The following is a 26529-nucleotide window of genomic DNA, read 5'->3' on the forward strand; positions in this document are numbered from 1 at the left end:
GCCTCATCCTCAACAGTCTGAGCGTGGACCTCAAAACGGCCCGCCATCGCCCGCATCTGGTGCGGGTCAGTCATAAAACGTGTTGCCATGTTGCCTTTCTCCTTTGTTTCGAAGCCTTCAGTTGTCGAAGTCTTGTTTGGTCGATGCGGCGGTAGCCACGTGACGGACAGATAACGGCCTAGCGGTTAATTGCTCGCCCTTAAACGGGTTACATATCCCCTTTCTTTATTTCCCGCATCAGACGACGACTTGCTTGGGCATGACAGTGGGCTTGAAGCCGTACCGCGGGCCGGCGCCGTAGGCGCCCGCGCCCTTGGCCGCCCCCGCCATGCCGGGCATGCCGGGCATCGCCGCGACCGGCTCCCCCGCCTCGGAGGCGACGGTCCAGCCCGAGCCCTCCAGCGGGGCGGTGGACGAAGCCAGCGTTGCGGGCGCGGCCGAGGACCAGCTGGCCGGCACCGAGAGGCCACCCACCGCCGAGGCTTCGCCTAGCGCTCCCGCGGCCCCCGCTCCGCCCACCGAGTTCACCAGGGCTCCTTCGCCGACGATCGCACCACCGGCGAGCGGGGTGACGGAGCCGGCGGTGGCGGCGGCGGCCGGTGTGGCGGCCGCCAGCGTGTGACCCAGCGACACGCCGGTCGGGATGGCGTTCATGGTGAACCACGCCCCGGTGTTGACCGCGCCATTAACGGCATTGAGGACCGACGGAGTGCCGAGGAAGCCGTCAATCGACTGCAGAAGGCTACTGCTAGGTGTAAAGGCATTCCCGAGGAAGTTGATGGGGCCTTCCGGATTAATCGTCGGGGGCAGAAAGCTAAACGCGTCCGCCAACGTCTGGGCGGGGGTCGCCGCGTTGGCGACCGCGGCGGATTGCAGGGCCGGGGCAGCCGGGTTGGCGGACTGCGTCAGCGGCGCTACCGGCTGAAGCACCGAGGCGGCCGTCGAGGCGCCCTGGTAGGTAGCCATCATGATGGCGTCTTGGACCCACATTTCCGCGTATTGCGCCTCGGTAGCCATGATTGCTGGCGTGTTGATGCCCAGGAAGTTCGTCGCGACCAGCGTCGCCAGCAACGACCTATTGGCAGCGATCATCGGCGGTGGGACCGTCGCCGCGAACGCCGTCTCATATGCGGCAGCCGACGCCATGGCCTGGGTGCCCGCCTGCTCGAGCGCCGCCGCCGAGGTCGTCAGCCATGACACGATGGGCTGGGCTGCGGACGCTGCTGCTGCCGACCCCGGACCCGTCCATTGCTCGGTGGTCAGGGTCGAGACTACCGACTCCCACTGGGTCGCTGTGGTGCTCAGCTCGGCGGCCAGGTTGTTGTAAGCCGTCGCTGCGGCCATGAGCGGTCCTGCGCCGGCACCGGCGTACATGAGCGCCGAGGTAATCTCCGGGGGTACACCCGCGAAATCGAAACCTAGAACCATTTCTGTATCCCGTTCCCTTCGTCCCGAGTTTTGCTGTTAGTTGACTGTGTGACCGCGTATGAACTCACTCCTTAGACGGCCTGCGGCTTCGGCATGACGATGGGCTTGACGCCGTAGCGCGGGGCACCGAAGCCGGCGCTGTTGCGCGCGCCCGCTCCCAATCCGGGCATTCCGGGCACGATCGTCCCCGGTCCGGCCTGCGGTGCCGCGGCGGTCCAGCCGACCGTCTCGACGGCGGTGGCGGGGCTGACGCTCGACGTGAGCGTGCCGGCCCAGCTCGGCGGCGTCGCCAACCTGCCGACCATCGTGGCCTGGCCCATGCCCGCGGCGGGCATGCCGGCCAGTCCGCCCATCCCGCCGGCCGGCGCGGTCACGTTCACCGCGTCGGCAGCGCCGGCTGCGCCTGCAACATCTCCGGCGGCATCGGCGGCGTCACCGGAGGCGGCCGGCAGCAGACCGCCGCCGGCCATCCCGAGCAGGTCGGAGCCTGCGGAGGCCCAGTTGCCGCCACCGATATTGATCATGTTGCCAAGATTGCCCGAGAGGCTGAGCGGGCCACCGAGACCAGAGCTGTAGTTGCCGGTTCCGCCGAGGAGGTACTGGACGACGTCAAGAGGACCGGAGCCGCCGAGAGCCGTCTGGGCCGCGTTGGCGGCCTCGGCGCTGCTGTAGGTGCCAGAGCTGAGCCCTAGGGTGCTCGCATACTGTTCCTGGATAGTCTGAGCCTCCGCGGCAATCTGCTGATACAGTGCGCCGTACGCCGCGAAAATCCCCGCCTGCTGGGCAGATACCGGGTCGGAGGCTGCCGGAATGATCGTCGTGATCGGTTCCGCCGCGCCCGCGTTTTGGGCAGTCAATGAAGTCGTGATCGCCGCAAGTTGCGCCGAGACGGCGAGCAACTCTTCGGGTATTGCTGTCAGAAAAGACATCTTCTTCTCCTAGTGTTCGGAAAATGTCCATCCACCTGCGGTGGATCGACTCTGTACGTTGGCGTATCGGCGCGGTGCGACTGGCAAAAGGCTAACGAGCCGTCCCTCCACAGTCCCGACGGAAAAGGCCAGGGCGACGGGCGTTTACGGCTTCTTAACGACCGTGTCGACAGATTTAACGGTTCCCTGCCGGGCGACATAGTTTTGTCATCTGAGATCGGCCGGCAAAGCGCAAAACCGTGCGCGGCGCGCGCATCTTAGGGCAACCGCGGCCGGAACGCATCTTCGAGATTTCACCGATTTCGGGTGGGATGCGATGCTCCGCAGCCGGGATCCGCGCGCTAGATTCGCCGCCGAGCCCCCATAGCCCAATTGGCAGAGGCAGCGGACTTAAAATCCGTCCAGTGTCGGTTCGAGTCCGACTGGGGGCACGGTGACGAAGGGCATGGTCTGTGACTCGGGGGAAAGTGGGGTCTGCCTTCTGGCGGCGACCCAGCGCTCCTGATAGCCAGGAGTCATGAGAGGCCGGTGGTCCCAGGGAGCCACCCGAGGCTGAGGGCAAACGCATCGTCGCGCGAACGAGTGGATTGTTGGTTACAGTTTCCCCACGCGACACGCGGATCCTCCCCAGGAGAAAGGCGGATGATGATGGATATCGAGCTGGTTATTGTGCGGGGCTTCGCCGCAGCCGCTGTGTGCGCCGGGTTGGCGCTCGGTGCAGCTAGCCCAGCGTGGGCTGACGGACCAACGATGAGCGGCAGCTACAACGAGACCTCGACGTCGCCGGGCGGCCACAGCTTGGTCACCAGCTGGACAGTCAATCCCTGCGCCAGCCAGCCGAACGGCGGATGCGTCTGGATCAAAGCCGGCGAGGGGGGTAACCCAGCGTATTTCATCGATGGTCAATGGGTCCTCGACGAGATGGGCGACTTAAGTTGCCCTGACGGTAGCTATCATCAACTCGCCACCAGTAGGCACGTCACGTGGGATCCCGACACCTTGGCGGGTACGTCTGTCATCACCTACAACACCGCGGTCTGCGGTCACCCGGCGGGATACACGCAAATTAACAAGGTTGAGATCAAACAGGCATCCTGACGTTCATCCAACGGCATGCTGCTCCGCCGCAACAGGTAGGATCGCCAGCCGCACGCTCCGGGAGATCGCCGAATGCGTCGCTCCACGCGGCGACATACCGGCTGACCTGCAGGAGTTCGGGGCGCGCGGCGGTCCGGGATTAGGGTCCAGCATTGTCCGGCCAGCCTGTCTTCGGCACCGGCATGGCAGATAGCCCGTTAACAATTTATGGCAAGAGCGTTAGACCGGTTTCAGCAAAGCGGATATCGGTTACCGATCAACTGCGTTGGTCGGTGGTTGGTCGGTGATCTCTGCGGGGGACGGGTCTATGTCGTTTGTAAGCGTGGCGCCGGACAGTGCCTCGGAAGCTACCAGGACTCTGGCGGGTATCGGCTCGGAGCTGAGCGCGGCGAGTACTGCGGCGGCGGCTCCCACGACTGGCGTCGCGGCCGCGGCTCAGGACGAGGTATCCACCGCGATTGCGGGGGTATTCGGCAACTTCGGTCGGGAATTCCAGGCTCTCAGCGCTGAGGCACAGGCGTTCCATGATCAGTTCGTCGCCAAGCTAGCCGGGGGCATGGGTAATTATCTGAGCGCCGAGGCCGCCAACGCCCAGCAGATTTTGCTCGATGCAGTCAATGCACCCGCCAATTCATTACTGGGGCGTCCGCTGGCCGGGAGCGGAGCCACGCCCGCGCAGTACAGCGCTCGTGTCTTCGATTACCCGACTCCGCTCGGTCCCATACAGCTAACGCTGTACGGGGAACCGTCGTTACCTGGACCGGTCACCGTCACCGGAGGAACACTCCAGGTGCCCACTCCCTTTGCGCTCGCGCTTGACGCGTTGGGTCCAGAGGCCAACGTGCTAATCACACTCCGAAACAGCAGCGCAGCATTTACCAACGCGGTGCAGACCGGGAATCCAGTCGCGGCCGCCGAAGCGCTCCTCGAAACTCCCGCTAATGCCGCGAGCAGTTTCTTCTTTGGCCAACAAACCGTCACGGAGTCGTACCCGGTGCCTTCGGGCACCCAATACACCTCGGCGGACATCAGCGTTCCGCTGGGAGGGCTTCTGACCCCTCTTCAGCCCGTTACGCTTACGCTGCACTCCTCCAACGGTACGGTGACTTCCATTCCACTCGATGGAACGGAATTCGGTGGCCTTATTCCCGCCGCCGAGGGTTTGCTCTCCGGTTCGTAGTCGTCTTGAGGTCGTCGGGACACACTGCGCCCAGGCGGCGCGGTAGTTCTACCTGGTGCTAGCCCAGGCAGCTGGTCACGCCGGGATTGACAAGCGGGCCCACCAGACCGACCAGGTAGTCCGACAGCACCATCACGTCCGTGGCGGCGTGCGACATGGCACGTTACCGACGAGGGCCAGTTCTTCCATCCCAGCGCTGAGCGCAGGCGATAGGCGGATACTCAATTCACCTTGTTGTCTGGCGTCGAGCATTCGGAGGAGCCATGGCTATGCAGTTCGCCGGCAAGGTCGCATTCATCACTGGTGCCGCACGTGGCCAGGGCCGCTCGCACGCGGTTCGGTTCGCCGAAGAGGGCGCGGACATCATCGCGTTCGATCTCTGCGATCAGATCGACACCGTTGCCTACCCGATGACCACCCGCGAGGACCTGGACGAGACCGTCAACCTGGTCGAGAAGACGGGCCGTCGAATCGTTGCGGAGCAGGGTGACGTCCGGGACTTCGACCGGCTCAAGGGCGCCGTCGCTGCCGGCGTCGCCGAGTTGGGGAGGGTGGACTTCGTGCTGGCCAATGCCGGGATACTGCCGGCGTTCGGCGACAAGCGGAATGAGATCGAGGCGTTCGTGAACGCGGTGGACGTCCTGCTCAATGGCGTTTACTACACGGTCGAGGCGGCATTGCCCGCCCTGTTGCAGCACGGCGAGGGCGGGGCGATCGTCATCACGAGCTCATCCGCCGGAATGAACAGCATGTGCCCGAAGTTCAGCGTTCGAAGTCATGGCTTCGCCGGCTACCATGCCGCCAAACACGGCGTCGTCGGGCTGATGCGGTATTACGCGACCACGTTGGCTGAAAAGAACATTCGCGTCAACGCCGTCCATCCCTGCGGGGTGGCCACTCCGATGCTTCTCAACGATGCGGTCGCCCAACACATGGCCGACCACCCGGAGGGCAACAGTGCGCTGGAGAACGCACTGCCGGTCCCGATGATCGAATCCACGGACGTGACCGAGGCGATGATCTACCTGTGCGGGCAGTCCGGCCGCTATGTGACCGGCATCTCGCTTCCTGTGGATGCGGGCTTCGCCGTTAAATAGCGTTGGTTTCCCGATCCACCGCGAAGGAGTCAGCGCCGAAGTGACCGACGATCCGCGCGGTGACGGGGTCTCCCGCCAATACGACCGGTGGCAGTATCCGCCCCCGGTGACCGACCTGGAGGCGTGGACCAAAAACCACTGGGACTGGTTCGATCCCTATTGGGCTCATCGGGTGTTTTGGCCGAACCGCGAATACCAACCCGATCTCGACATCCTGATCGCGGGGTGCGGCACCTACCAGGCCGCAGTCTTTGCCTTCATGAACCGCGCCGCGAAAGTGGTGGCGATCGACGTCAGCCGGTCCGCGCTGGATCACCAGCAGTACCTGAAAGACAAGCACGGGTTGCAGAACCTGCAGCTGCATCTGCTGCCGATCGAAGAGGTGTCGACGCTCGGAAGCCACTTCGACCTCATCGTCTCCAGCGGCGTCCTGCACCACCTGGCCGATCCCCTCGCCGGTCTGAAGGCGCTGGCCGGATGCCTGCGCGCCGACGGGGCAATGGGCGTCATGCTCTACGCGAAGTACGGCCGCATCGGAGTCGAATTACTCGAATCGGTGTTCCGCGACCTGGGGCTGTCGCAGGACGAAGCATCCGTCCAAGTGGTCAAAGACGCCCTTGCGGTGCTACCGGGGAACCACCCCGTGCAGAGCTATCTGAAGGTGGCCCGCGATTTGCTCTCCGACGGCGCCCTGGTCGACACGTTTTTGCACAGCCGGCAGCGAAGCTACACCGTCGACGAGTGTTTGGACCTGGTCAGCTCGGCCGGCCTCGCATTCCAGGGGTGGTTTCACAAAACCCCGTACTATCCGTACGACCTTCTCGCGCCGGCTGGCCCATTCCAGTCAGTGTTGAACCAATTGCCCGACGTCAAACTCTGGTCGGTGATGGAACGCCTGCAAACCGCGAACGCCACCCATTTCTTCATCGCCTGCCGCCCCGAGCGACCGAAACACCATTACACGATTGACTTCTCGACGGGCGAGTCGCTCGACTACGTTCCGCTGACGCGCACGGCGTGCCTGCTGTCCGGCGACGAGATCTTCTTGCCGGGCGCGAAGCTGAAGCTCAACCCCGCGCAGCTGCCGTTCGTCCAGCACGTCGACGGCCGCCGCTCGATCCGGGAGATCGTCGAGTGCGTGGCACAGCGCGGCGACGTCAACCCGGCAGGCATAACCGACCTGCAGGAGTTCGGGCGCAACCTGTTCCGGTCGCTATGGCGCATCGACTTCCTGGCCATGGCGCTGAATCAATCGTGATGAGGGAGGCAACCGTGCGTTTGGTGATCAAGGCGGCGGCGTCGGCCATTGCCGTTGCGACGCTTTGTGCCCCGGTCCAAGCCGCTGCGACACCGGCTCGGGGCATCGAATCGGTGTTGTTGAACCAGTCATCGCTGGACGGTCGCGACTACATCACCCGCGACATCACCATCGCGCCCGGTGGCAGCACCGGCTGGCACTGGCACGACGGCGAACTGGTCGGCGTGGTCAAACAGGGCACGCTGACACATAACGCGTCCAACTGCTCGGTAGACGGCGTGTACAACGCCGGCGACGCGGTCGTCGAGCCCGCCGGCGCCGACCACGTTCACATTGGCCGCAACCTCGGCGCCGTCCCGACGATCCTGCAAGTCATCTACGTCGACCCGCCCGGCACGCCGCTCGCCGTAGACGCCCCCAACCCCGGTTGCGACTTCGACTGACGAGCGACCCGGATCACCCCCGGCAACGCCTTGCCGCCAACGGCCCCGCAAACCTTGACCCATACACTGACCCCCCGTGGGCATGCTCTCTGGCTTTGCGCCGTGGATCGCTTATTGGGTCCTGGTCGGTAACGTCCCGTTCGGCGTCGCCGCGCTGATCGCGCTGGCGATCGCCGTCGCCGCGCTGGCGGCTGGCGGCGCGACCGGCAAGCCGTGGCGACCCCTTCAAGCCGGGTCCGCGGCAACATTTTTGGTCTTGACGGTGCTGACCTTTGCGCTTGGCGACGCGTTCAACCAGCGGTGGCTCCTGTTGCTGAGCAACGCCGGCATCCTGCTGGTGGCGCTCGTCAGCGTGCTGGTCGGCAAGCCGTTCGTGCGGGAGTTTGCCGCGGCGGAACAGCCCGACGACGTGGTCAAGACCGAGCTGTTCGGCCGGATGGTCAGGACACTGACCTGGGTCTGGATCGCCGCGTTCGCCGGCATGACGCTGTCGGCGGCGATCCCGGTGATTGTGGACGCGAACTCCAGCATCCTGGACACGACGACACCGTTGTCGTACGTCGGTTACTGGGCCATTCCGTTTTCGCTCTTCGGCCTGGCGGCGCTGGCGTCGCCGTGGTTGTCCGAGCGGATGCTTGCCGGGATCGAGGACGTCGCCCGGGAGACCTCGTTCGTCGCCTACGACGAGGCCACCATCGACGAGCTGTACTACCTGGCTCAGGAACACGCCAATCGCGAGGTGGGCCCCGGCAAGGAGGCCTACAACGTCAAGGTCGGGGGCATGGGCACCCCGCTGACCGGCGACGAGTCGCGAAAATCGTGGCCCTCTACCTACAAAGTGCGCGAGAAGCGGCGCTAAAAGCGCAAAGATCGGCTGCATGGCAGGCGAGGCCAAACGCTGGCTGGCGGCGGGAACAGCGTTGATCACCCTGGCGGCCTGCTCGTCGGATCCGTCGCCCTCCCAATTGGCGCCACCGGCCAAGGAATTGAGCACGGGCCCCGGGAAGGTTTTGACCATCGCCCCGGGCCAGCTGCTGGCCGCCACCAATGGCGTGACGCCGGTGGCGTTCGGCAAGCCCGCCCACGGCACCATCGCTTATGGCGCTTACGGCGCGATGATCTACACGCCCGACGCCGGCTTCGCCGGCACCGACCTGCTTCCGGTCACCGTCAGCCACGCCGTCAGGCTTTACGCCGAGGACGAGCCGCCGTTGATCATCGTCGGCGAGGTTGCCGTGCAGGCCAACGCGCACGGGTCCGCGATCGCCGCGGTGCCCGGCAGCGCCGACGAAATCTATGCCCTGGCCGACCGCGGCCCGAACGTCGACGGGCCCGCCCCGGGCGAAAAGGTGCTTCCGGTGCCGGATTTCCACCTCCAGATCGCCAAGCTCAAACTCACCGATGGCGTGGCGACCCTGGAGCAGATCATCACGCTGAGCGGGAAGGACGGCGCACCTCTGGTGGGCGTCGGTGACCCGCGGGCCTCCACCGGCGAATCCTTTGTGGACCTCAACGGCAACCGGCTGGCACCGTCGGATCACGGGCTCGACAGCGAGGGCCTGGTCGCCATGCCCGACGGCACGTTCTGGGTGTCCGACGAGTACGGCCCGTTCATCGTCCACTTCGACGCGAGCGGCAAAGAGCTGGAACGACTTTCACCGTTCGACGGCTCGTTGCCCACCGAGCTGTCGCTGCGGGCACCGAATCAGGGCATGGAAGGCCTGACGGTTACCCCCGACGGCAGCACCCTGGTGGGCATCATGCAGTCGGCCCTCAGCACGCCCGGATCGGTTGGCTCGTCGAAATCCGTTCCGGTCACCCGCATCCTGACCATCAACCTCGCCAACCGCGGTGACATGCACGAGTACCTCTATCCGTTGGCCAATCCACAGCAAACGAAGGTCGCGGTGTCGGAGATCACCGCGGTGAGCGCCACGACGTTCCTGGTCGACGAGCGCGACGACGAGCCAGCGCCCAAGGGCAACAAGAAGATCTACCTCGCCGACATTTCCGGGGCCACCGACGTCGGCCCCCGCTCGACGGTGCCGGGTGCCTCCTATCGGGCCGACGCGGGCGGCCTGCTGATCAACGGCGTTCCCATCGAGACGTTCGTCGGCATCGCTACCGACGCGGCGGCCACGGACAAACTCAAGGGCGCCGGGATCACCCCCGCCACCAAGACGCTCAAGCTCGATCTCGGAGAGCTGGTGCGGTCGCTGTCGCCCAACGGCGACTTCTTCGGGCACGACAAGATCGAGGGAGTCCTCAGCCGCGACGGCGGCAACACCCTGATCCTCGCCAACGACAGCGACTTCGGCCTGGCCGGATTGGCTTCGGACACACCGCCTTTCCAACTCAAGCCGAAGATGCTGCCCAACGGCACCCAAGACAGCGGCGAGATCCTCATCGTCGACACGAGCAAGCTGCCGGCGACAACTGAGTCTTTGTCGGTGCCGATCAAGGTCGGCTGAGCGCCTGACCTGCGCTCCGCTCCGCCATGGCGTGATTCGGCTACGTTGGTTCCGGCGGGGCGACCACGGACGGGCCGCATGCGCTCCGCATTTCCGCGACGAAACGAGGAGCACCGCGATGAACGCGCCCAGCCCAGACGCAATCCGCGCAGAAACGATCACCATCACCGGCCACGGCGGCGACGAGATCGAGGCGTACCGAGCCAGCCCACTTGCCGAGGGGTCGCGCGGCGGCATCGTGTGGATCCACCACATGCCCGGCTACGACCGGGAGACCAAGGAGTTCGTCCGCCGCCTCGCCGACAGCGGTTACCACGTTGTGGCCCCGAACCTGTACTCCCGCGAGGCGCCCGGCGCCGCGCCCGACGACGCCGCCGCGGCGGTGCGGGCCGCCGGTGGCGTGCCCGACGACCGACTGGTCGGCGACGTGGCGGGCGCCGTCGAACACCTGCGCTCGTTGCCCGGCGCCAACGGAAGGTTCGGCGTGATCGGGCACTGTTCGGGCGGGCGGCACGCGTACCTGGCGGCGTGCTCGTTGCGGTTCGACGCCGCGGTGGACTGCTACGGCGCATTCGTCGTCGAGGATGCACCCGAGGGCATGCCGAAGGTGATGCAGCCGATCCTGCACCTGGCGACCAACCTGAGCTGCCCGCTGCTGGGCCTGTTCGGGGCCGACGACAAGTTCCCCGCACCGCCCGCGGTGGCGACGCTGGACACCGAACTGACCAAGCTGGACAAACCGCACGAGTTTCATTCCTACGACGGCGCGGGCCACTCGTTCTTCTCCGTCGATCGGCCCGCGTACCGGCCCGAGGCGGCGGTGGACGGCTGGCGCCGCATCGACGAGTTCTTCGCCACCCATCTGAAAGGCTAGGTGTCTCAAGGCATGTGCACTTATCTCACCGAACATGTGCAGATCGACGGCAGCGGCAAGGGCGCGACGGGCTGGTTCGGCGCCAACCGCGCGACCGTGTACGTCGACCACCCCGTCCACGCGCCCTACGGCCACACGGTCAACATCGACGTCATCAACCCCGAGCTCGGCCCGGCGGCGCGTGTCGCCCTCGAACTGACCGAGGAGAGCGCCCTGGCGCTGGCCGGCGCCATCCACAAGGCGATCGCCAACGCGCCGGCCGGCCTGGCCTCGAAGGACCAGACATGACCGCCGAACGTGACTACCCGCAAATGGCCGCCGCCCGGGGACGTATCGAGCCCGCACCCCGCCGGGTCCGCGGCTACCTCGGCCACGAGCTGCTCTTCGACACCACCGCGGCCCGCTACGTGTGGGAAATACCTTACTACCCAGCGTATTACGTGCCGCTCACGGACGTGCGCACCGAGTTCCTGCGGGACGAGAACCACCCGCAGAAAGTGCAGCTCGGTCCGTCGCGGCTGCACTCCCTGGTCGGCGCCGGCCAGACCCATCAATCGGCCGCCCGCGTGTTCGACGCCGATAGCGGCAGCCCGGTTGCGGGCACCGTGCGATTCGAGTGGGACCCGTTGCGGTGGTTCGAGGAAGACGAGCCGATCTACGGCCACCCACGCAACCCGTATTCGCGGGTCGACGCCCTGCGTTCGCACCGGCATGTTCGCGTCGAACTCGAAGGAATCCTGTTGGCCGACACCGCCTCTCCGGTGCTACTGTTCGAAACCGGCTTGCCGACAAGGTATTACATCGATCCGACCGACATCGCGTTCGAGCACCTGGAACCCAGCACCACGCAGACGCTGTGCCCGTACAAGGGGGTGACGTCGGGCTACTGGTCGGTGCGGGTCGGCGAGGCATCCCATCCCGATCTGGCGTGGACGTACCACTACCCGCTACCGGCGGTCGGCCAAATCGCCGGCCTGGTCGCCTTCTACAACGAGAAGGTCGATATCATCGTCGACGGCGCCGCTTTGCCGCGACCGCAGACCCAGTTCAGCTAACGGGTCGCGGAACGAAATCAATATTTAAAACGCCGCACACACGGCCGAAACATTTCCATTCGACGCTTCACCCGTCTACGGCGTCGTTTCGCACCGCAGCTGATTAAAGCCCGTTGGCTCGAATTGGGGTGTGTCTGAACCATGTTGCCTTATCCCGATTGGCTGAATCCCGGAGACAACGCCTGGCAGTTGGTGGCGGCGACTCTCGTCGGCCTGATGAGCATCCCCGGCATCGCCGTGCTGTACGGCGGCCTCGTGCAAAAGAAGTGGGCGGTCAACACGATGCTGATGGCCTTCACCGGTTTTTCACTGGTGCTGGTCGTATGGGTGCTCTGGGGCTTCAAGATGGGCTTCGGCGAGCCGCTGAAGCTCGGCCCGGGCATCCTGCAGTCCGCTGTCGGCATCCCGCACACCATCCTGTCCAGCAACAACCAGCAGCAAGCCGTCATCCCGCTGTTAGACGGCACCATGCCGCCCTTCCGCTTCTCGCAGACCACGCTGGCGTACTTCCAGTTCGTCTTCGCGGCCATCACGCCGCTGCTGTTCCTCGGCAGCGTGATCGGCCGCATGAGCTTCAAGGCGTGGCTCATCTTCGTGCCGCTGTGGTCGACCTTCGCCTATTCGGTGAACGCGTTCCTGTTGTGGGGCGGCGGCTGGTGGTCGCACGCCGGAGCGCTGGACTACAGCGGTGGGTACGTGATCCATCTCGCCGCTGGCACAACGGGTTTCGTCGCCGCCGCGGTGATAGGTCCGAGGCTGGCGCGGGATCGGGAGCGCGCCGTGCCGAACAACCTTCCGCTGGCCGCCGTCGGCGCCGGTGTGCTGTGGTTGGGCTGGAACGGATTCAACGGCGGCGACCCGTATTTCTCGGGCGCCGACGCATCTTTGGCGGTGCTCAACACCAACCTCGCCACGGCCGTCGCGCTGCTCACTTGGGTGCTGTGGGACATCTTCGCCAGCAGGCAGCGCAAGCCGACGTTCCTGGGCGCCGTCAACGGCATGATTACCGGGCTGGTCGCCATCACCCCGGCCGCTGGCTTCGTCAACAGCTTCGGCGCGATGATCATCGGCGTCGTCGCCTCGTCGCTGGTCTGGATGTCGTGGAACTGGCTGGGCAGGACCAGGCTGTTCAAGAAGGTCGACGACACCCTCGGCGTCTTCCACACCCATGGGGTGGCGGGCCTGTCGGGCGGGTTGCTCGTCGGCGTGCTCGCCGACCCGAAGATTGTCGAATACCTCGGCGGCAGCACGGGATCCGACGTGACCTTCTCCGGATGGCTGTGGGGTCACCATCCCAAGCAGATCCTGATCCAGGCCGGCGCCGCGGCCACGGTCATCGTCTGGGATGCGTTCGTGACGTTTGTCATCCTGAAAGTCCTTGGCCTGTTTATGAAGTTGCGGTTGCCCGACGAGGTCCTGGAAACCGGTGACCTCGGTGTGCACGACGAAGAGGCCTACCCCGACGAAGCTCTCGTTACGGGCCGGCGGGTCGAGCCGGTAGTGGCGCGGGCCGAGACGGTGTCCACCGAGCCCGCCGAAACGGCGGGTGATTGAGGCTGTGATGAAGCCATGAAGCTGGTCACCGCAGTCGTCAAGCCTTTCACCCTCGACGACGTCCGGCACGCCGTGGAGGCCGTCGGTGTGCTGGGGCTGACCATCACCGAGGTCCAGGGATACGGCAGGCAACGGGGGCATACCGAGGTCTACCGTGGGGCGGAATACGCGATCGAGTTCGTGCCCAAGGTCCACATCGAGGTACTGGTCGCCGAGGAGTTTGCCGCGCGCGTCGCTGAGGCCATCATCGGCGCGGCCTGCACCGGGAAGATCGGCGACGGCAAGGTGTGGGTTTCCCCGGTAGAGAAGGTGATCCGGATCCGGACCGGAGAACGGGACCACGACGCGCTGTAACCCCCGACGGCATTTTAACCGTCAAGCGGTGCCGCGAATTGAATTGCCCGGCTGGGTACGCGGGTAAGGCCGGATGTGACATCTGCCTCTTTCGCGAGAAATTCTAAGAACCCCTTATTTTTGAATTTTTTGGAGCGCGCGCCCGGAGGGTTAGCCGCGCTGCTCAACTTGGGTGGTGGAACCGGTGTCTGCTGTTCGCCACCCGGTCACACCCGGCGCCGTCGATGACGAGATCTTAAGCGCAGTCTGAGTTTTCGACGTGACGCCCTCAACAGCAGTCACACGGAAATAATTTTGGGTGGAATTTCGTCGGTAAAGTTTGACGAAAGCAGTCACCTAACGGGTGCTGAAGTGCGGTTAATCCCGGGTCGCCAGTGTCGCAGCGCGTTGCCGCAGCTCTGTCGCGCCCGCGGACCGACCACGGAGACAGCAAAGGCGGTGCGCAGCATGCGCGACCTGAACCACCGTGCGGGCACCCCCGATGGCGGGCCCATCGAGTTAGGGGCGGCGCCGGGATTCCCCATCGTTGCCGAGATCGCCGTGCGCAACGGTCCGATCAGCGGCATCGCCGCCACCCCGGATGGCGCCCGACTGGTCGTCACCAACCACGGCCACGACAGCGTCTCGGTGATCGATACCGACAGCTGCCGGGTCGTGGAGACGGTGGAAGGCCTTGACGAGGCCTTCGCTGTCGCCACCGGCAGCGCCGACAGCGCCCGCGCTTACGTCAGCATCGTGTCGCCGGCCTACGACTCGGTCGGGGTCATCGACCTGGTCACCAACACGGTCGTCGCGACGCACCCGCTGGCGTTCAGCGTGAGCGACCTGGCGGTCAGCCCCGACGGAAGGTACGTCTACGCCAGCCGCAACGAGGCCGGCGGCGCCGACGTCGCCGTTCTGGACACCGTGACCGGCCTGGTGGAGGCGATCGACCTGTCGACTCGTCCCGGAACCACCACCGAATGCGTGCGCGTCAGCCCCGACGGGGCTCGCCTGTATGTCGCCACCACCAGCCCTGCCGGCGGCCGGCTCGTCATGTTGGCCAGGAGCGCAGCCCGGTGGCAACTCATCGGCACCGTCGAGATCGGGTTGCCGATCCGCGACGTCGCGCTCAGCCCCGACGGCGCGCTGGCCTACGTGGCCAGCTGCGGCCCCGACTGGGGCGCCGTGATCGACGTCGTCGACACGCGGACGGTGAAAATCACCGGCACGTACAAGATCGGCGAGCTCAGCGGCATCCTCACCGGGTTGACACTCAGCCGCGACGGCGATCGGGCCTACGTGGTCAGCGACGACAGCGTCACGGTGCTGTGCACGCTCACGCACGACGTCGTCGGCACCCTCGGAGTGGCCAATCAGCCGTCGTGCGTGCTCGAAAGCCCCAACGCGAAATACCTGTACTTCGCCGACTATTCCGGCAGGCTCACGGTGGCGCCGGTCGCCTCGATCGTCGCGCTGGGCACCGGGGCGTCGGTCCGCACGCCCGAGCCGGCGTTGGTCTAGCTTGACGACGATGCAGCCCGCGTAGCGGGTGGGCAGAAGTCGGGCGATTTGGGCCGCTGCCCGAGTAAAACGCGAATTGTCGGGGGAATCCGTTTCTCGCGGCCGCGCGCGGCGATAGCATTCGCCCGACCGCATCAGGCGGCGCTGCGCCGGGACTCGGAAAAGGCGGTACCTCGATGGACAGCACAATGCAGGACTTTCCGTTGACCATCACCGCGATCATGCGGCACGGCTGCGCGGTCCACGGAGTACGCACGGTCGCCACCGCCACAGGGGACGGTTACCGGACCACGACCTACCGCGAACTGGGTCAGCAGGCCGCCCGGTTGGCAAATGCGCTGCGCGGCCTCGGCGTTACCGGCGATCAGCGCGTCGCGACGTTCATGTGGAACAACACCGAACACCTGGCGACCTACCTCGCGGTGCCGTCGATGGGCGCCGTCCTGCACACGCTCAACATCCGGCTCTTCCCCGAGCAGATCGCCTATGTGGCCAACGAAGCCGAAGACGAGGTGATGCTGGTCGACGCGTCGCTGGTCAAACTGCTCGTGCCCGTCCTGGGCAAGCTCGAGACCGTGCACACGGTGATCGTGGTCGGCGACGCGCCAGAAGAACATGTGGCGCCGCTGGCCGAATCGGGCAAGACCGTGCTGCGGTATGCCGACGTGATCGCCGATGAGCCGACCGAATTCGACTGGCCGCGCATTGACGAGAACTCCGCGGCCGCGATGTGCTACACCAGCGGCACCACCGGCAACCCCAAAGGCGTGGTCTACAGCCACCGTTCGAGCTTCCTGCACGCCATGGGGGCGTGCACCACCAACGGCATCGGCGTCGGGGCCATCGACCGCGTCCTGCCGATCGTGCCGATGTTTCACGCCAACGCCTGGGGGCTGCCGTACGCGGCGCTGATGGCGGGCGCCGACCTGATCCTGCCCGATTGCCATCTCGACGCCCGATCGCTGATCGGCATGGTCGAAAGCCGGCGGCCCACCCTGGCGGGCGCGGTGCCGACCATCTGGAACGACGTGCTGCATCGCCTCGAGGACGACCCCGACCACGACATGTCGTCGCTGCGCCTGGTGGTATGCGGTGGGTCGGCGGTTCCGGTCTCGCTGATGCGGACCTTCGAGGAAAAGCGCGGCGTGCAGATCCGGCAGCTCTGGGGCATGACGGAGACGTCGCCGATGGCCACCATGGCGTGGCCGCCGCCGGACACCCCCGACGACCAGCACTGGGCGTTCCGCGCGACGCAGGGCCAGCCGCTCTGCGGGGTGGAGATGCGGATCGTCGACGACGACGGCGAGGTGCTGCCCAACGACGGCGAGGCCGTCGGGGAGGTGGAAGTCCGGGGCGCGTGGATCGCCGGCGCCTACTACCTGGGACGCGACGAGTCCAAGTTCGACTCCGGCTGGCTGCGCACCGGCGACGTCGGCCGCATCGACGAGCGGGGCTTCGTCACCCTGACCGATCGGGCCAAAGACGTCATCAAGTCCGGCGGGGAGTGGATCTCGTCGGTCGAGCTGGAGAACTGCCTGATCGCCCACCCCCATGTCCTCGAGGCCGCGGTGGTCGGGGTTCCCGACGAGCGGTGGCAGGAACGACCGCTGGCGGTCGTCGTGGCCAAGCACTCGTCGGTGAGCGCCGAAGACCTGCGAAAGTTCCTGGCGGACAAGGTGGCCCGGTGGTGGTTGCCCGAGCGATGGACGTTCGCCGACCAGATCCCTCGCACCAGCGTGGGCAAGTACGACAAGAAAGCCATCCGCGCGCGCTACGCCGAAGACGGTTACTCGGTGATCGAGGCCCGCGACTGAAGCGCTCGCGGGCAAGCAAGATGGGAACATGAGTCTGCGGGTCATTCAGTGGGCGACCGGGTCCGTCGGAACGGCGGCGATCAAGGGCGTGCTCGATCATCCCGACCTGGAACTCGTTGGCTGCTGGGTGCATTCGGAGGCCAAGGGCGGCAGGGACGTCGGCGAGATCATCGGCACCTCGCCGTTGGGTGTGACCGCGACCGACAGCATCGACGACGTGCTCGCGATGCACGCCGACGCGGTGATCTATGCGCCGTTGCTGCCCAACGTCGAGGAAGTCGCCGCGCTGCTGCGCTCGGGCAAGAACGTCGTCACCCCGCTCGGCTGGTTCTACCCGAGCGAAAAGGAAGCCGCCCCACTGGAAGTCGCCGCACAGGCCGGCAACGCGACGCTGCACGGCGCGGGCATCGGCCCCGGGGCGGCCACCGAGCTGTTCCCCTTGCTGCTGTCGGTGATGTCGACCGGCGTGACTTTTGTTCGCGCGGAAGAGTTCTCCGACCTTCGCACCTATGGCGCGCCGGACGTGCTGCGCTACGTGATGGGCTTCGGCGGCACGCCGGACAGCGCGCTGACCGGGCCGATGCAAAAGCTGCTCGACGGCGGGTTCATCCAGTCCGTGCGGCTCTGCGTCGACCAGCTGGGCTTCGCCGCCGACCGCGAGATCCGGTCGTCGCAGGAGGTGGCCGTCGCGACCGCACCGATCGCCTCACCGATCGGCGTGATCGAGCCGGGCCAGGTCGCCGCGCGCCGCTTCTGCTGGGAGGCGCTGGTCGGCGACACGGTGGTCGTGCAGATCACCGTGAACTGGCTGATGGGATCCGAAAACCTCGATCCGCCGTGGGGTTTCGGGCCGGCGGGGGAACGCTACGAGATCGAGGTGCGGGGAAACCCGGACACCCTGGTGACCGTGAAGGGCTGGCAGCCGGAAAGTGTGCTGGCCGGGCTGCAGAGCAATCCCGGAATCGTGGCGACCGCCGCGCACTGCGTCAATGCGATCCCGGCCACCTGCGCCGCACCGGCGGGCATTCAGAGCTTTTTCGACCTGCCGCTGATCACCGGCCGGGCCGCCCCCGGGTTGGCGCGGTAAAGCGCGCTCGGTTGGCCTGCTCGCGGATGTCGCCAGACATAATCCGTTGCGATGCGCGTCGGCGTGTCGTCGCAACTGGTGATGTGTCGCGGAACCCAAACCGAGCCTCCGGGCGCGGCGGCCGCCTTCGGTACGGTCGAGACCATGTGCCGACTTTTTGGCTTGCACGCGGGGACACACGTTTGCACCGCGACGTTCTGGCTGCTGAACGCCCCAGACAGCCTGTCGCAACAAAGCCGGAAGAACCCCGACGGCACGGGCCTGGGCCTATTCGACCAGCATGGTCGGCCGCAGCTGCACAAGGAGCCGATCGCGGCGTGGCAGGACACCCAATTCGCCACCGAGGCGCACCAATTGAGCGGCACGACCTTCGTGGCCCACGTCCGGTACGCGACCACCGGGTCGCTCGACGTCCGCAACACGCACCCGTTCCAGCAGGACGGCCGGATCTTCGCGCACAACGGCGTGGTCGAGGGACTGGATGTCATCGACGCCCGGCTGCGCGAGCTCGGCACCGCGGACCTGGTTTTGGGCCAGACCGATTCCGAGCGGGTGTTCGCGTTGATCACCGGTTCGGTCCGCGCCCGCGGCGGCGACGAGACGGCCGGTCTCGTCGACGCCGTGCGGTGGCTCGCGGCGAACGCCCCCATTTACGCGGTCAACATCCTGCTGAGCACGGCCACCGACATGTGGGCGCTGCGTTACCCGGATTCCCACGAGCTCTACCTGCTCGATCGTCGCTCCGAGCACGACGACACGGGCCCCGGCTTCGACCTGCGCACACATCGAATCCGCGCCCGGTCGGAGCATCTGTGCACCCGCTCGTCGGTGGTGTTCGCCAGCGAGCCGATGGACGGCGATCCGCGCTGGTGCCTGCTCGAACCGGGAGAGCTGGTCCACGTCGACGCCGGGCTGCAGATCGCCCGCAGCGTCGTGTTAGCCGACCCGCCGGCTCATCTGCTCCGCCGCGAAGACCTGAGCGCGCCGGTGCAGCTGTCCCAACACACGAAGGTCCGAGGCGGCGCGTGACGACCAGACGCGCGCTCGTGCTGGCCGGTGGTGGAATCGCCGGAATCGCTTGGGAGACGGGCATTCTGCAGGGCATCGCCGACGAACGGCCGAAAGCCGCCCGGCTGCTGCTGGATTCGGACGTGCTGGTGGGAACATCGGCGGGTTCGGCGGTCGCCGCGCAGATCGGCAGCGGCAGCACGCTCGAGGCGCTGTTCGACCGGCAGATCGCCGAGTCATCGGCCGAAATCGATTCCGGTGTCGACGTCGACGACATCACCGAACTTTTCCTGGCCGCCCTGCGCGAACCCTACGACACGACCCGGGACAAGATCCGGCAGCAGATGCAACGCATCGGGGCTGTGGCGGTAGCGACCCAAACCGTGCCCGAGCCGGTGCGGCGCCGGGTGATCTCCCAGCGCCTGCCATCGCACGACTGGCCGGAGCGGGTGCTGCGCATCACCGCGATCGACGTCGCCACAGGGGAATTGGTCGTCTTCGATCGCGACTCCGGCGTCGGGCTCGTCGACGCGGTGGCGGCCAGTTGCGCGGTGCCGGGCGCCTGGCCGCCGGTGACGATCGGGGCGCGGCGCTACATGGACGGCGGGATCGCCAGTCCGATCAACCTCGGCGTGGCCGGCGACTGCGACGCGGCGGTGGTGCTGGTGCCCTCGGGCGCCGACGCGCCCTCGCCGTTCGGCGACGGGCCGGCGGCCGAGATGGCGGCGTTCCCCGGCGCGACGTTCGCGGTGTTCGCCGACGACGACTCCCTCGCGGCTTTCGGAGCCAACCCCCTGGATCCGCGCTGCCGCGTCGCCTCGGCGCTGGCCGGGCGGGACCAAGGCCGCCGCGAAGCCCCTGCCGTCGCGCGTTTTCTCGGGGTCTGACCGGCGGATCAACCCTCGATCGCGGGCGGGTCCGGGTCCTCTTGCTCGGCTTCGAGGCGGTCCAGCGCCTGGTCGGCCAGCGCGCGGCCCGCGCCGATCACCTCCAACGCCCGGTGGAATTCCAAGCCCCGGCACGTCGAGCGGGGCACCTCGATCAGCACGTCGGGCGGGTAGGCCGCCAGCGTGTGGCGCGCCAGCGCCGCTTGGGCGATGTCGATCGTCCGGTTCATCACCTCAAAACCGCCCAGCTTTGGGACCGCCGGGCCGACGTCGAGGTCGTCGTCCCCGCCGGGCGGCTCCGCACCCGGTTCTTCCGACCAGGTGTCCGCTCCGAACCGGCTGAGCACCGCCCGCGCGGTCGGCCGGTCGAGCAGCGACCGGGCCGCGGTCGTGTCCAGCAAGGCGGACGTGCTGCGCACCATGCGGTTCAACCATTCGGCGGTGACGCCCGGCTCGGCGGCGCGGCGTTCGATGGCCTCGCTGCCGCTGAGGCTCACCGCGATGGTCAGGTCGGCGTTGACCGCGGCGATCGGGGCCATCGGCAACGGATCCAGGATGCCGCCGTCGGCGAGCAGGCGGCCGTCGATCTCGTGCGGCGCGATCACCCCCGGGATCGCGATCGAGGCGCGAATTGCCGCGTCGACGGGACCGCGCTGAAACCACACCGACTTGCCGGCCAGCAGATCGGTGGCCACCGCGGTGTAGGGGACCGGCAGCTGCTCGATGGTGACCGGGCCGAGGATGTCGCGCACCGCGTCGAGGATCTTCTCGGCCCGCAACACCCCGGCCGCACTGATGGACGGGTCCAGCAGCCGCAGGATCGTGCGCTGCGTCAGCGACTTCGCCCAGTCCGCGAACTCGTCGAGTCTCCCGGCCGCTTGCAGGCCCCCGACCAGCGCGCCCATCGACGAACCCGCGATGCCGACGATCTCGTATCCACGCGCCCGCAGGGCCTCGATCACCCCGATGTGGGCATAGCCGCGGGCGCCGCCGCTGCCCAGCGCCAGCGCCACCCGAGTCGGTGAGGATCGGCGCGCGACCGCTCCGCCAGGTTCGCCGGGCACCCATTCATTTTGCGCGGCGGAACCGAGCGTCACCGGCCGGGCCGGCACTTTTTTGCAGCCGTGATCGCAATTGCGGCGGGGCTTGCCGGCGCTACCCGCATTCGTCGCTCGCGGCCGCTCGCGCGGCGGTGAGGACGGCGGCCTGCCGCGCCAGCGTCAGCTCAGACCACCGGGCATTCCAGGTGCCGGCCGTGCCCGTCGGGGACGCCTGAATCATCGCCAGATACGGCTCCAGCAGCGACCCACCGGTCTTGGGCTGCGCTTCCATCCACACTTTGGCGGCGTGACAGGCCTGGAAGTATTCCTCCTCGGTCGAATCGGCGGGCACGTCGACTCTGGTCGTCACGCCGGCGGGGGAGAGCCCGACGGCACCCGGCGGCGCCGCATTGGGGGCCGCGGAAGAACGCGCCGACGACGGCAGCGTGGGCTTGCTGGTGGGGGCGCCACGCGAGCAGGCGGTGACGCCGGCCAATCCGGTCAAGCCGATTGCTAGGACGAGGGCGGCCCACCACTGGGGCCGTTGACGGCGCCAACGCACGATCTCAATCTATGCAACACTGGCGGCCGTGATGGAGCGCTTCGGATTTTGCGAGTGTTGTCGGCCCTAACACGCCGCCGCTCGTCCCATCCGTTCACTCTGGAGCTCCCCCATGTCTGTTCTTTTTTCGACGTCTGTTCCCGTTGCGACGCCTGCCGTCGCCCCGGCCGCGCTACGCCCACTGACGTCACCGTCCCCGGGACCGACCCGGCTGCGGGTGCCCGACCTGCTGTATGCCACCGACCAAGCCGCCGACCACGTGCTCAGCGGGCGCTGCGACCACCTGCTGCCCAAGGGCGGGATTCCGGAGTCGCAGCGTTGGTTCACCCGCATCCACGGCGACGAGGAACTCGACATCTGGCTGATCAGCTGGGTTCCCGGTCATCACACCGAATTACACGACCATGGCGGATCCCTGGGCGCGCTGACGGTGCTGTCCGGCTCGCTCAACGAATTCCGTTGGGACGGAAGGCGATTGCGCCGACGCCGGCTGGACGCCGGGGATCAGGCCGGGTTCCCGCTGGGCTGGGTGCACGACGTGGTGTGGGCGCCCAGGCCGGTTCCCGAGCCGGTGAGCGCCCACCGGGTACCGGTTCAGCCGACGCTGAGCGTGCACGCCTACTCGCCGCCGCTGACCGCGATGTCCTACTACGAGGTCAGCGACCGCCACAGGCTGCGCCGCCAGCGCACCGAACTGACCGACCAGCCGGAAGGATCCTGATGAGCCGCATCGACGTCGTCCTGAGATCGGCCCGGCGCCGGTATCGCCGCCTGCCCGCCGCCGAGGTGCCCGACGCGCTGCGGCGCGGGGCGGTGCTCGTCGACATACGGCCGCAGGCCCAGCGATTCCGCGAGGGGGAATTGCCGGGCGCGCTGGTGATCGAGCGCAATGTGCTGGAGTGGCGCTGCGACCCGACCAGTGAGGCCAGGCTGCCGGAAGCCCTCGGCGACGACGTCGAATGGGTGATCGTGTGTTCGGAGGGCTACACGTCCAGCCTGGCGGCGGCCGCGCTGCTGGACATCGGCCTGCACAACGCCACGGACGTCATCGGCGGCTATCACGCGCTGGCGGGCGCCGGCGTGCTGGACCAGCTGACCGGGGGGTGGGCCGAGCCGGGATTGCTGACCAACAACGGCTCGCCCGTGCGCCGCTGGCTCTAGCTACCCCATTGAGCCGCTCGAGCTGCTGATGATGGCGTCGGCGTGCAGCAGCGGCCGTAGCTTGGCGGTCTTTTCCGGCGTCCACCCGGGCGGCGAGAGCACCGCCGCCCAGCCGTCGGCGACATCGGCGACGTAATGGTGGCCGTGCCCGTCCGGCACGTCCACGGCGACCGCCATGTCCGCCGAAACCTGCAAAAACGTCACAACCGGGATCCAGCGGGTCTGGGGTAACACGTCATAGCCGCGTTTTTCACGCAGCCAATCCGGCTTGGCGAACAACAGGTCGGGGGTCCACCAGGCGATCGGATCCGAGGCGTGCTGCAGGTAAACCACCCGCGGGTGGCCCCATTCGGCGTCCGGGCGCGCCAAATCGGTTGCGCGGGCGACGAATCGGACGTTCTTGCCGTCGTTGTAGATCGGCAACCACTCCGGGGAACCGGCATCGCGTGTGGCGGTCAGGTCGGTCCAGATGGTGTTGTTGAATGTGGGTCCGCTGAACAGCGCGCCGTCGGTGCGCGCCAGCACGTTGTTCAGGCTCATGAACGGCGCCTCGCCGCCGAACGACCCCAGGCTTTCGCCGAACACGACGAGCTTGGGGCGTTGCCCCTCGGGCATTTGGCGGACCAGTCGGTCGACCGCCTCGAACAGCGCCTGGCCGGCGTGCCGCGCATTCTCCTTGTCCACCAGGAACGACAGCCAGCTCGGCAGGAACGAGTACTGCATGCTGACGATCGCGGTGTTGCCGTTGTACATGTACTCGAGCGCGTCGGCCTCAGCCTCATTGATCCAGCCGGTGCCGGTGGTCGTTCCGACCGCGACGACCGCGCGCTGCAGTCCGCCGGTGCGCTGCAGCTCGCGCGCCGCAAGTTCGGCGGTGGCGGTGATGCCGTCGGCGGAGTTGAGCCCGGCGTAGGCCCGGACCGGCTCGGTGGCCGGGGCGCCGTTGAATGCGGTCAGTTCATGGACCTTCGGACCGCCTTCGACGAAGATGCGGCCTTGGTGCCCAAGCGATTCCCACGAGACCAGCGACTCCGGCCCGCCCGACCGCAGCCGAGATTTAGGTGGCGCGATATCGGGGCTTATCTCCTCGTTGACCGAGGCGAAGGTGTTGTTCATCGTGCGCATTGCGAACTTGAGGACGACGCCGTTGAGCACGGTGATCGTCAGCACCACCAGCGCGATCACGACGATGGTCGCCGACAGTCGAAACGGCGCGATGCGGTCCACCTGGCCGACGAGAAATTTGACGAGCCAACGGATGAACTGGCCGATTTCGACGAGGGCGAACAGCACCACCAGCGACAGGGCCGCGGCCACCGGGTAGTCGTACCACTTCAGATGCTGGACTCCCATCAGGTCCCGCACGTTGTCCTGCCAGACGTGAAACCGGATCGCCATCACCACCATCCCGACCGCGCCGACCGGGATCAGCACCATCCAGGCCCAGCGCGGCGGCGCCGGGCTGTGATCCCGGTCGGCCATGAAGCGCACCAGCCACACGGCGAAGACGCCCAGCCCGTAGCCGATGGCACCTGAAAAGCCGCTGACCAAGCCCTGGAACACCGCGCCGCGTGGCAGCAGCGACGGCGTCAGCGAAAACCAAATGAAGACAAGGCCGACCGCGGTGCCCGTGAAGGTGTAATGGCGGGCCCACCACGGCCTGGTCCGCCGCGTCCGGGGAGCCGGGGCTTCGGCGGCTTCGGGCGCTGCTCCCTCTTCTGGGGCGGTCGTCGTGGCACCTGGTTCGCTCATCTCAGCGTCCTACCGGTGGGTGAAGTTGGGTGGCCGCTTCTCGATGAACGCCGCCATGCCCTCGGACTGGTCGTCGGTCGCGAAACTCGAATGGAACAGCCGCCGTTCGTAGAGCAGTCCTTCGGACAGGGTCGACTCGAAGGCACGGTTGACGGCTTCCTTGGCCATCCGCGACGCCGAGCGCGACATCTGCGAAATCGTGGCGGCGACGGCCTTGGCCTCGGTGAGCAAGTCGTCGGCGGGCACCACGCGCGAAACCAGGCCGCTGCGTTCGGCTTCGGCGGCGTCGATGGTGCGCCCGGTCAGGATCAGGTCCATGGCCTTGGCCTTGCCGATGGCCCGGGTGAGCCGCTGCGAGCCGCCCATGCCCGGCAGCACGCCGAGCTTGATCTCGGGCTGGCCGAACTTGGCCGTGTCGGCCGCGATCAGCAGGTCGCAGATCATTGCGAGCTCGCAGCCGCCGCCGAGCGCGTACCCGGCCACCGCCGCGATCGTCGGGGTGCGCACGGCGGCCAGTTTGCTCCAGGCGCTGAAGAGGTCGTCGCCGAACGCGTCGGCGAACGTCAAGCGCGACATCTGCTTGATGTCCGCGCCGGCGGCGAAGGCCTTGGCCGAACCGGTGATGATGATCGCCCCGATACCGGGGTCGTTGTCGAATTCGGTTGCCACGCCGGTGACTTCGTTCATCACCTGGAGGTTGAGCGCATTGAGCGCCTGCGGCCGGTTCAGGGTGATGATCCCGACGCGCTCCTCGCGCTCGACGAGGATGGTCTCGTAGTTCTGGGAGGGGGTGTCCGTCATCTCCAACCGCCTTTCTAGAAACTCAAGTCGTCGTCGACCGGCTCGAAATACGCCTCGACCTCGGCCGCGGTGATTTCGGCCAACGTCGCCGGCGACCACTTCGGGTTGCGATCTTTGTCGATGATCTGCGCCCGGATGCCCTCCACCAGGTCGTGGGAGCGCGACGACGCGCTCGACACCCGATAGTCCTGCACCAGAACGTCTTCCAGCATGTCGAGCTTGGCGGCGCGTCGCACCGCCTCCAACGCGACCGACACCGCGATCGGGGAGCGGGTGGCGATCACGTTGGCGGCGTCGTTCGCGGGCCCGGCGTCATGTCCCCGCAGCGCGGCGAAGATGTCTTCGACCGTGTCACCCGCGAAGCACTCGTCGATCCAATCCCGTTGCGCGGCAAGCTCACTCGGTGGCGGTTCTACGGCATGGGCGGCCAGCGCGCTCTCGATGCCGTCGTCGACGATCGCCTTGGCGAACGCATCGAGCTCGCTATGCGGCACATAGTGGTCGGCGAATCCCATTGCGATGGCGTCGGATCCGGAAAACGGCGCCCCGGTCAGCGCGGCGTGCAGGCCCAGCGCGCCCGGCGCCCGGGACAGCAGATACGCGCCGCCGACGTCGGGGACAAACCCAATACCCACCTCGGGCATCGCGACTTTCGACGTATCGGTCACCACCCTGATGCTCGCGTGCGCGCTGACCCCGACGCCGCCGCCCATCACGATGCCGTCCATCAGCGACACATACGGCTTGGGGAAACGGCCGACCTGCCCGTTGAGCGAATACTCGTCGCGCCAGAACCGCCGCGCCTCGACGCCGTCCTTGCGGGCGCTGTGATAGACCGCCACCACGTCGCCGCCGGCGCACAATCCGCGTTCGCCGGCCCCCGACAACACCACCGTGCGCACCGCGTCGTCGTTTTCCCAGCGGGTGAGCACCGCACTCAACGCGTCGACCATGGTCTGGTTCAGCGAGTTGATCGCCTTGGGGCGGTTGAGCGTGATCAAGCCGACGCCGCCGTCGACTCTGGTCAGGACCTCATCGGGTGCATCGAATTCCGCGGTCACGCCCTAGCCTCCCAATCGCCGGCCCAGCCTCGATCAGCAATCTAGAACGTCAGTAGTGGGGCGATAAGCGCGGGTAAGGGTTATGTTTGAGCCGACGAGAACATCCCAAGCC

26 protein-coding genes, 1 tRNA gene and 2 pseudogenes are annotated in these 26529 nt (G+C 66.9%); 20 read left to right on the forward strand and 9 right to left on the reverse strand.

The genetic code is table 11. From position 1 onward, the window contains the following. The 3 genes and pseudogenes from A5764_RS21955 to A5764_RS21965 form a co-directional block, all read right to left on the reverse strand. Positions 1–89 (reverse strand): annotated as a pseudogene (locus A5764_RS21955) (WXG100 family type VII secretion target); the annotation flags it as partial. Between the two features lie 148 nt (positions 90–237). Further along, positions 238–1428, reverse strand: coding sequence for a PPE family protein (locus tag A5764_RS21960; RefSeq protein ID WP_067117133.1), 1191 nt, complete (start codon positions 1426–1428; stop codon positions 238–240). Positions 1429–1499: 71 nt separating this feature from the next. Further along, entirely contained in the window at positions 1500–2357 is an 858-nt protein-coding gene (locus A5764_RS21965) for a PE domain-containing protein (protein ID WP_067117136.1), read from the reverse strand. 357 nt (positions 2358–2714) lie between these two features. Between A5764_RS21965 and A5764_RS21970 the strand changes: the two genes are divergently transcribed. The 3 genes from A5764_RS21970 (at position 2715) to A5764_RS21975 (ending at position 4635) form a co-directional block, all read left to right on the forward strand. Beyond that, positions 2715–2788 (forward strand) — tRNA-Leu (locus tag A5764_RS21970). A 217-nt stretch (positions 2789–3005) separates the two neighbouring features. Continuing rightward, the gene (locus tag A5764_RS28520; RefSeq protein WP_156664806.1) at positions 3006–3455 is read left to right on the forward strand and encodes a hypothetical protein; all 450 of its coding nucleotides are present in this window, start codon (positions 3006–3008) and stop codon (positions 3453–3455) included. A gap of 307 nt (positions 3456–3762) precedes the next feature. Next, positions 3763–4635, forward strand: coding sequence for a PE family protein (locus tag A5764_RS21975; RefSeq protein ID WP_067117212.1), 873 nt, complete (start codon positions 3763–3765; stop codon positions 4633–4635). Between the two features lie 61 nt (positions 4636–4696). Here the strand turns inward: A5764_RS21975 and A5764_RS30155 are convergent. Next, a pseudogene (locus A5764_RS30155) lies at positions 4697–4795 on the reverse strand (cyclodehydratase); the annotation flags it as partial. Positions 4796–4898: 103 nt separating this feature from the next. Between A5764_RS30155 and A5764_RS21980 the strand changes: the two are divergent. The 15 genes from A5764_RS21980 to A5764_RS22050 all read left to right on the forward strand — a co-directional run bounded on the left by A5764_RS21980 (position 4899) and on the right by A5764_RS22050 (position 20040). Beyond that, positions 4899–5732: a mycofactocin-coupled SDR family oxidoreductase gene (locus A5764_RS21980; RefSeq protein ID WP_067117138.1), complete on the forward strand. Its 834-nt coding sequence runs from the start codon at positions 4899–4901 to the stop codon at positions 5730–5732. A 40-nt stretch (positions 5733–5772) separates the two neighbouring features. Further along, positions 5773–6990: a bifunctional 2-polyprenyl-6-hydroxyphenol methylase/3-demethylubiquinol 3-O-methyltransferase UbiG gene (locus tag A5764_RS21985; RefSeq protein ID WP_067117142.1), complete on the forward strand. Its 1218-nt coding sequence runs from the start codon at positions 5773–5775 to the stop codon at positions 6988–6990. 14 nt (positions 6991–7004) lie between these two features. After that, positions 7005–7433, forward strand: coding sequence for a cupin domain-containing protein (locus A5764_RS21990; RefSeq protein WP_369807357.1), 429 nt, complete (start codon positions 7005–7007; stop codon positions 7431–7433). 76 nt (positions 7434–7509) lie between these two features. Continuing rightward, positions 7510–8292 (forward strand): hypothetical protein, encoded by a 783-nt coding sequence (locus A5764_RS21995; RefSeq protein WP_067117147.1) that lies wholly within the window; start codon positions 7510–7512, stop codon positions 8290–8292. A gap of 19 nt (positions 8293–8311) precedes the next feature. Further along, positions 8312–9904: an esterase-like activity of phytase family protein gene (locus A5764_RS22000; RefSeq protein WP_082951836.1), complete on the forward strand. Its 1593-nt coding sequence runs from the start codon at positions 8312–8314 to the stop codon at positions 9902–9904. A 118-nt stretch (positions 9905–10022) separates the two neighbouring features. Further along, the gene (locus A5764_RS22005) at positions 10023–10778 is read left to right on the forward strand and encodes a dienelactone hydrolase family protein (protein ID WP_067117150.1); all 756 of its coding nucleotides are present in this window, start codon (positions 10023–10025) and stop codon (positions 10776–10778) included. Positions 10779–10790: 12 nt separating this feature from the next. After that, entirely contained in the window at positions 10791–11066 is a 276-nt protein-coding gene (locus A5764_RS22010) for a DUF6295 family protein (RefSeq protein WP_067117217.1), read from the forward strand. Beyond that, entirely contained in the window at positions 11063–11833 is a 771-nt protein-coding gene (locus A5764_RS22015; protein WP_067117153.1) for a DUF427 domain-containing protein, read from the forward strand. Before A5764_RS22010 ends, A5764_RS22015 begins: the two co-directional genes overlap by 4 nt. Positions 11834–11974: 141 nt before the next feature. Continuing rightward, a complete protein-coding gene (locus tag A5764_RS22020) occupies positions 11975–13387 on the forward strand; it encodes an ammonium transporter (protein ID WP_067117155.1) in 1413 nt (470 codons plus the stop codon). 15 nt (positions 13388–13402) lie between these two features. Beyond that, positions 13403–13741: a P-II family nitrogen regulator gene (locus A5764_RS22025; protein ID WP_067117158.1), complete on the forward strand. Its 339-nt coding sequence runs from the start codon at positions 13403–13405 to the stop codon at positions 13739–13741. Positions 13742–14188: 447 nt separating this feature from the next. Next, positions 14189–15244, forward strand: a complete 1056-nt coding sequence (locus tag A5764_RS22030) for a YncE family protein (protein ID WP_082951838.1) — start codon at positions 14189–14191, stop codon at positions 15242–15244. A 176-nt stretch (positions 15245–15420) separates the two neighbouring features. Next, a complete protein-coding gene (locus A5764_RS22035) occupies positions 15421–17058 on the forward strand; it encodes a long-chain fatty acid--CoA ligase (protein ID WP_067117164.1) in 1638 nt (545 codons plus the stop codon). 28 nt (positions 17059–17086) lie between these two features. Then, positions 17087–18145: a dihydrodipicolinate reductase gene (locus A5764_RS22040; RefSeq protein WP_067117167.1), complete on the forward strand. Its 1059-nt coding sequence runs from the start codon at positions 17087–17089 to the stop codon at positions 18143–18145. Between the two features lie 144 nt (positions 18146–18289). Then, positions 18290–19174, forward strand: a complete 885-nt coding sequence (locus A5764_RS22045) for a class II glutamine amidotransferase (RefSeq protein WP_067117220.1) — start codon at positions 18290–18292, stop codon at positions 19172–19174. Next, a complete protein-coding gene (locus tag A5764_RS22050) occupies positions 19171–20040 on the forward strand; it encodes a patatin-like phospholipase family protein (protein ID WP_067117170.1) in 870 nt (289 codons plus the stop codon). Before A5764_RS22045 ends, A5764_RS22050 begins: the two co-directional genes overlap by 4 nt. Positions 20041–20048: 8 nt before the next feature. On the opposite strand, the gene A5764_RS22055 is transcribed toward A5764_RS22050, so the two are convergent. Next, on the reverse strand, positions 20049–21104 hold the full coding sequence (locus A5764_RS22055) for a patatin-like phospholipase family protein (RefSeq protein WP_197501666.1): 1056 nt from the start codon (positions 21102–21104) through the stop codon (positions 20049–20051). Between the two features lie 91 nt (positions 21105–21195). Then, positions 21196–21642, reverse strand: a complete 447-nt coding sequence (locus A5764_RS22060) for a lipoprotein LpqV (protein ID WP_197501668.1) — start codon at positions 21640–21642, stop codon at positions 21196–21198. Between the two features lie 112 nt (positions 21643–21754). Between A5764_RS22060 and A5764_RS22065 the strand changes: the two genes are divergently transcribed. Next, complete coding sequence (locus A5764_RS22065) at positions 21755–22363, forward strand: cysteine dioxygenase (RefSeq protein ID WP_082951837.1); 609 nt, start codon at positions 21755–21757, stop codon at positions 22361–22363. Then, positions 22363–22803 carry a rhodanese-like domain-containing protein gene (locus tag A5764_RS22070; RefSeq protein ID WP_067117183.1) on the forward strand — a complete coding sequence of 147 codons (441 nt, stop codon included), beginning with the start codon at positions 22363–22365 and terminating at the stop codon, positions 22801–22803. Before A5764_RS22065 ends, A5764_RS22070 begins: the two co-directional genes overlap by 1 nt. Here A5764_RS22070 and A5764_RS22075 read toward each other — a convergent pair whose 3' ends face one another. From A5764_RS22075 to A5764_RS22085, 3 genes are read right to left on the reverse strand one after another with little or no spacing between them, the layout of a single operon-like run. Next, positions 22804–24555 (reverse strand): alpha/beta-hydrolase family protein, encoded by a 1752-nt coding sequence (locus tag A5764_RS22075; RefSeq protein ID WP_067117186.1) that lies wholly within the window; start codon positions 24553–24555, stop codon positions 22804–22806. Positions 24556–24564: 9 nt separating this feature from the next. After that, complete coding sequence (locus tag A5764_RS22080; protein ID WP_067117189.1) at positions 24565–25356, reverse strand: enoyl-CoA hydratase; 792 nt, start codon at positions 25354–25356, stop codon at positions 24565–24567. A gap of 14 nt (positions 25357–25370) precedes the next feature. Then, positions 25371–26417 carry an enoyl-CoA hydratase/isomerase family protein gene (locus A5764_RS22085; protein WP_067117192.1) on the reverse strand — a complete coding sequence of 349 codons (1047 nt, stop codon included), beginning with the start codon at positions 26415–26417 and terminating at the stop codon, positions 25371–25373. Positions 26418–26529 lie beyond the last annotated feature (112 nt).

It is taken from the genome of Mycobacterium sp. 852002-51057_SCH5723018, from assembly GCF_001667035.1.
Lineage (GTDB): Bacteria > Actinomycetota > Actinomycetes > Mycobacteriales > Mycobacteriaceae > Mycobacterium.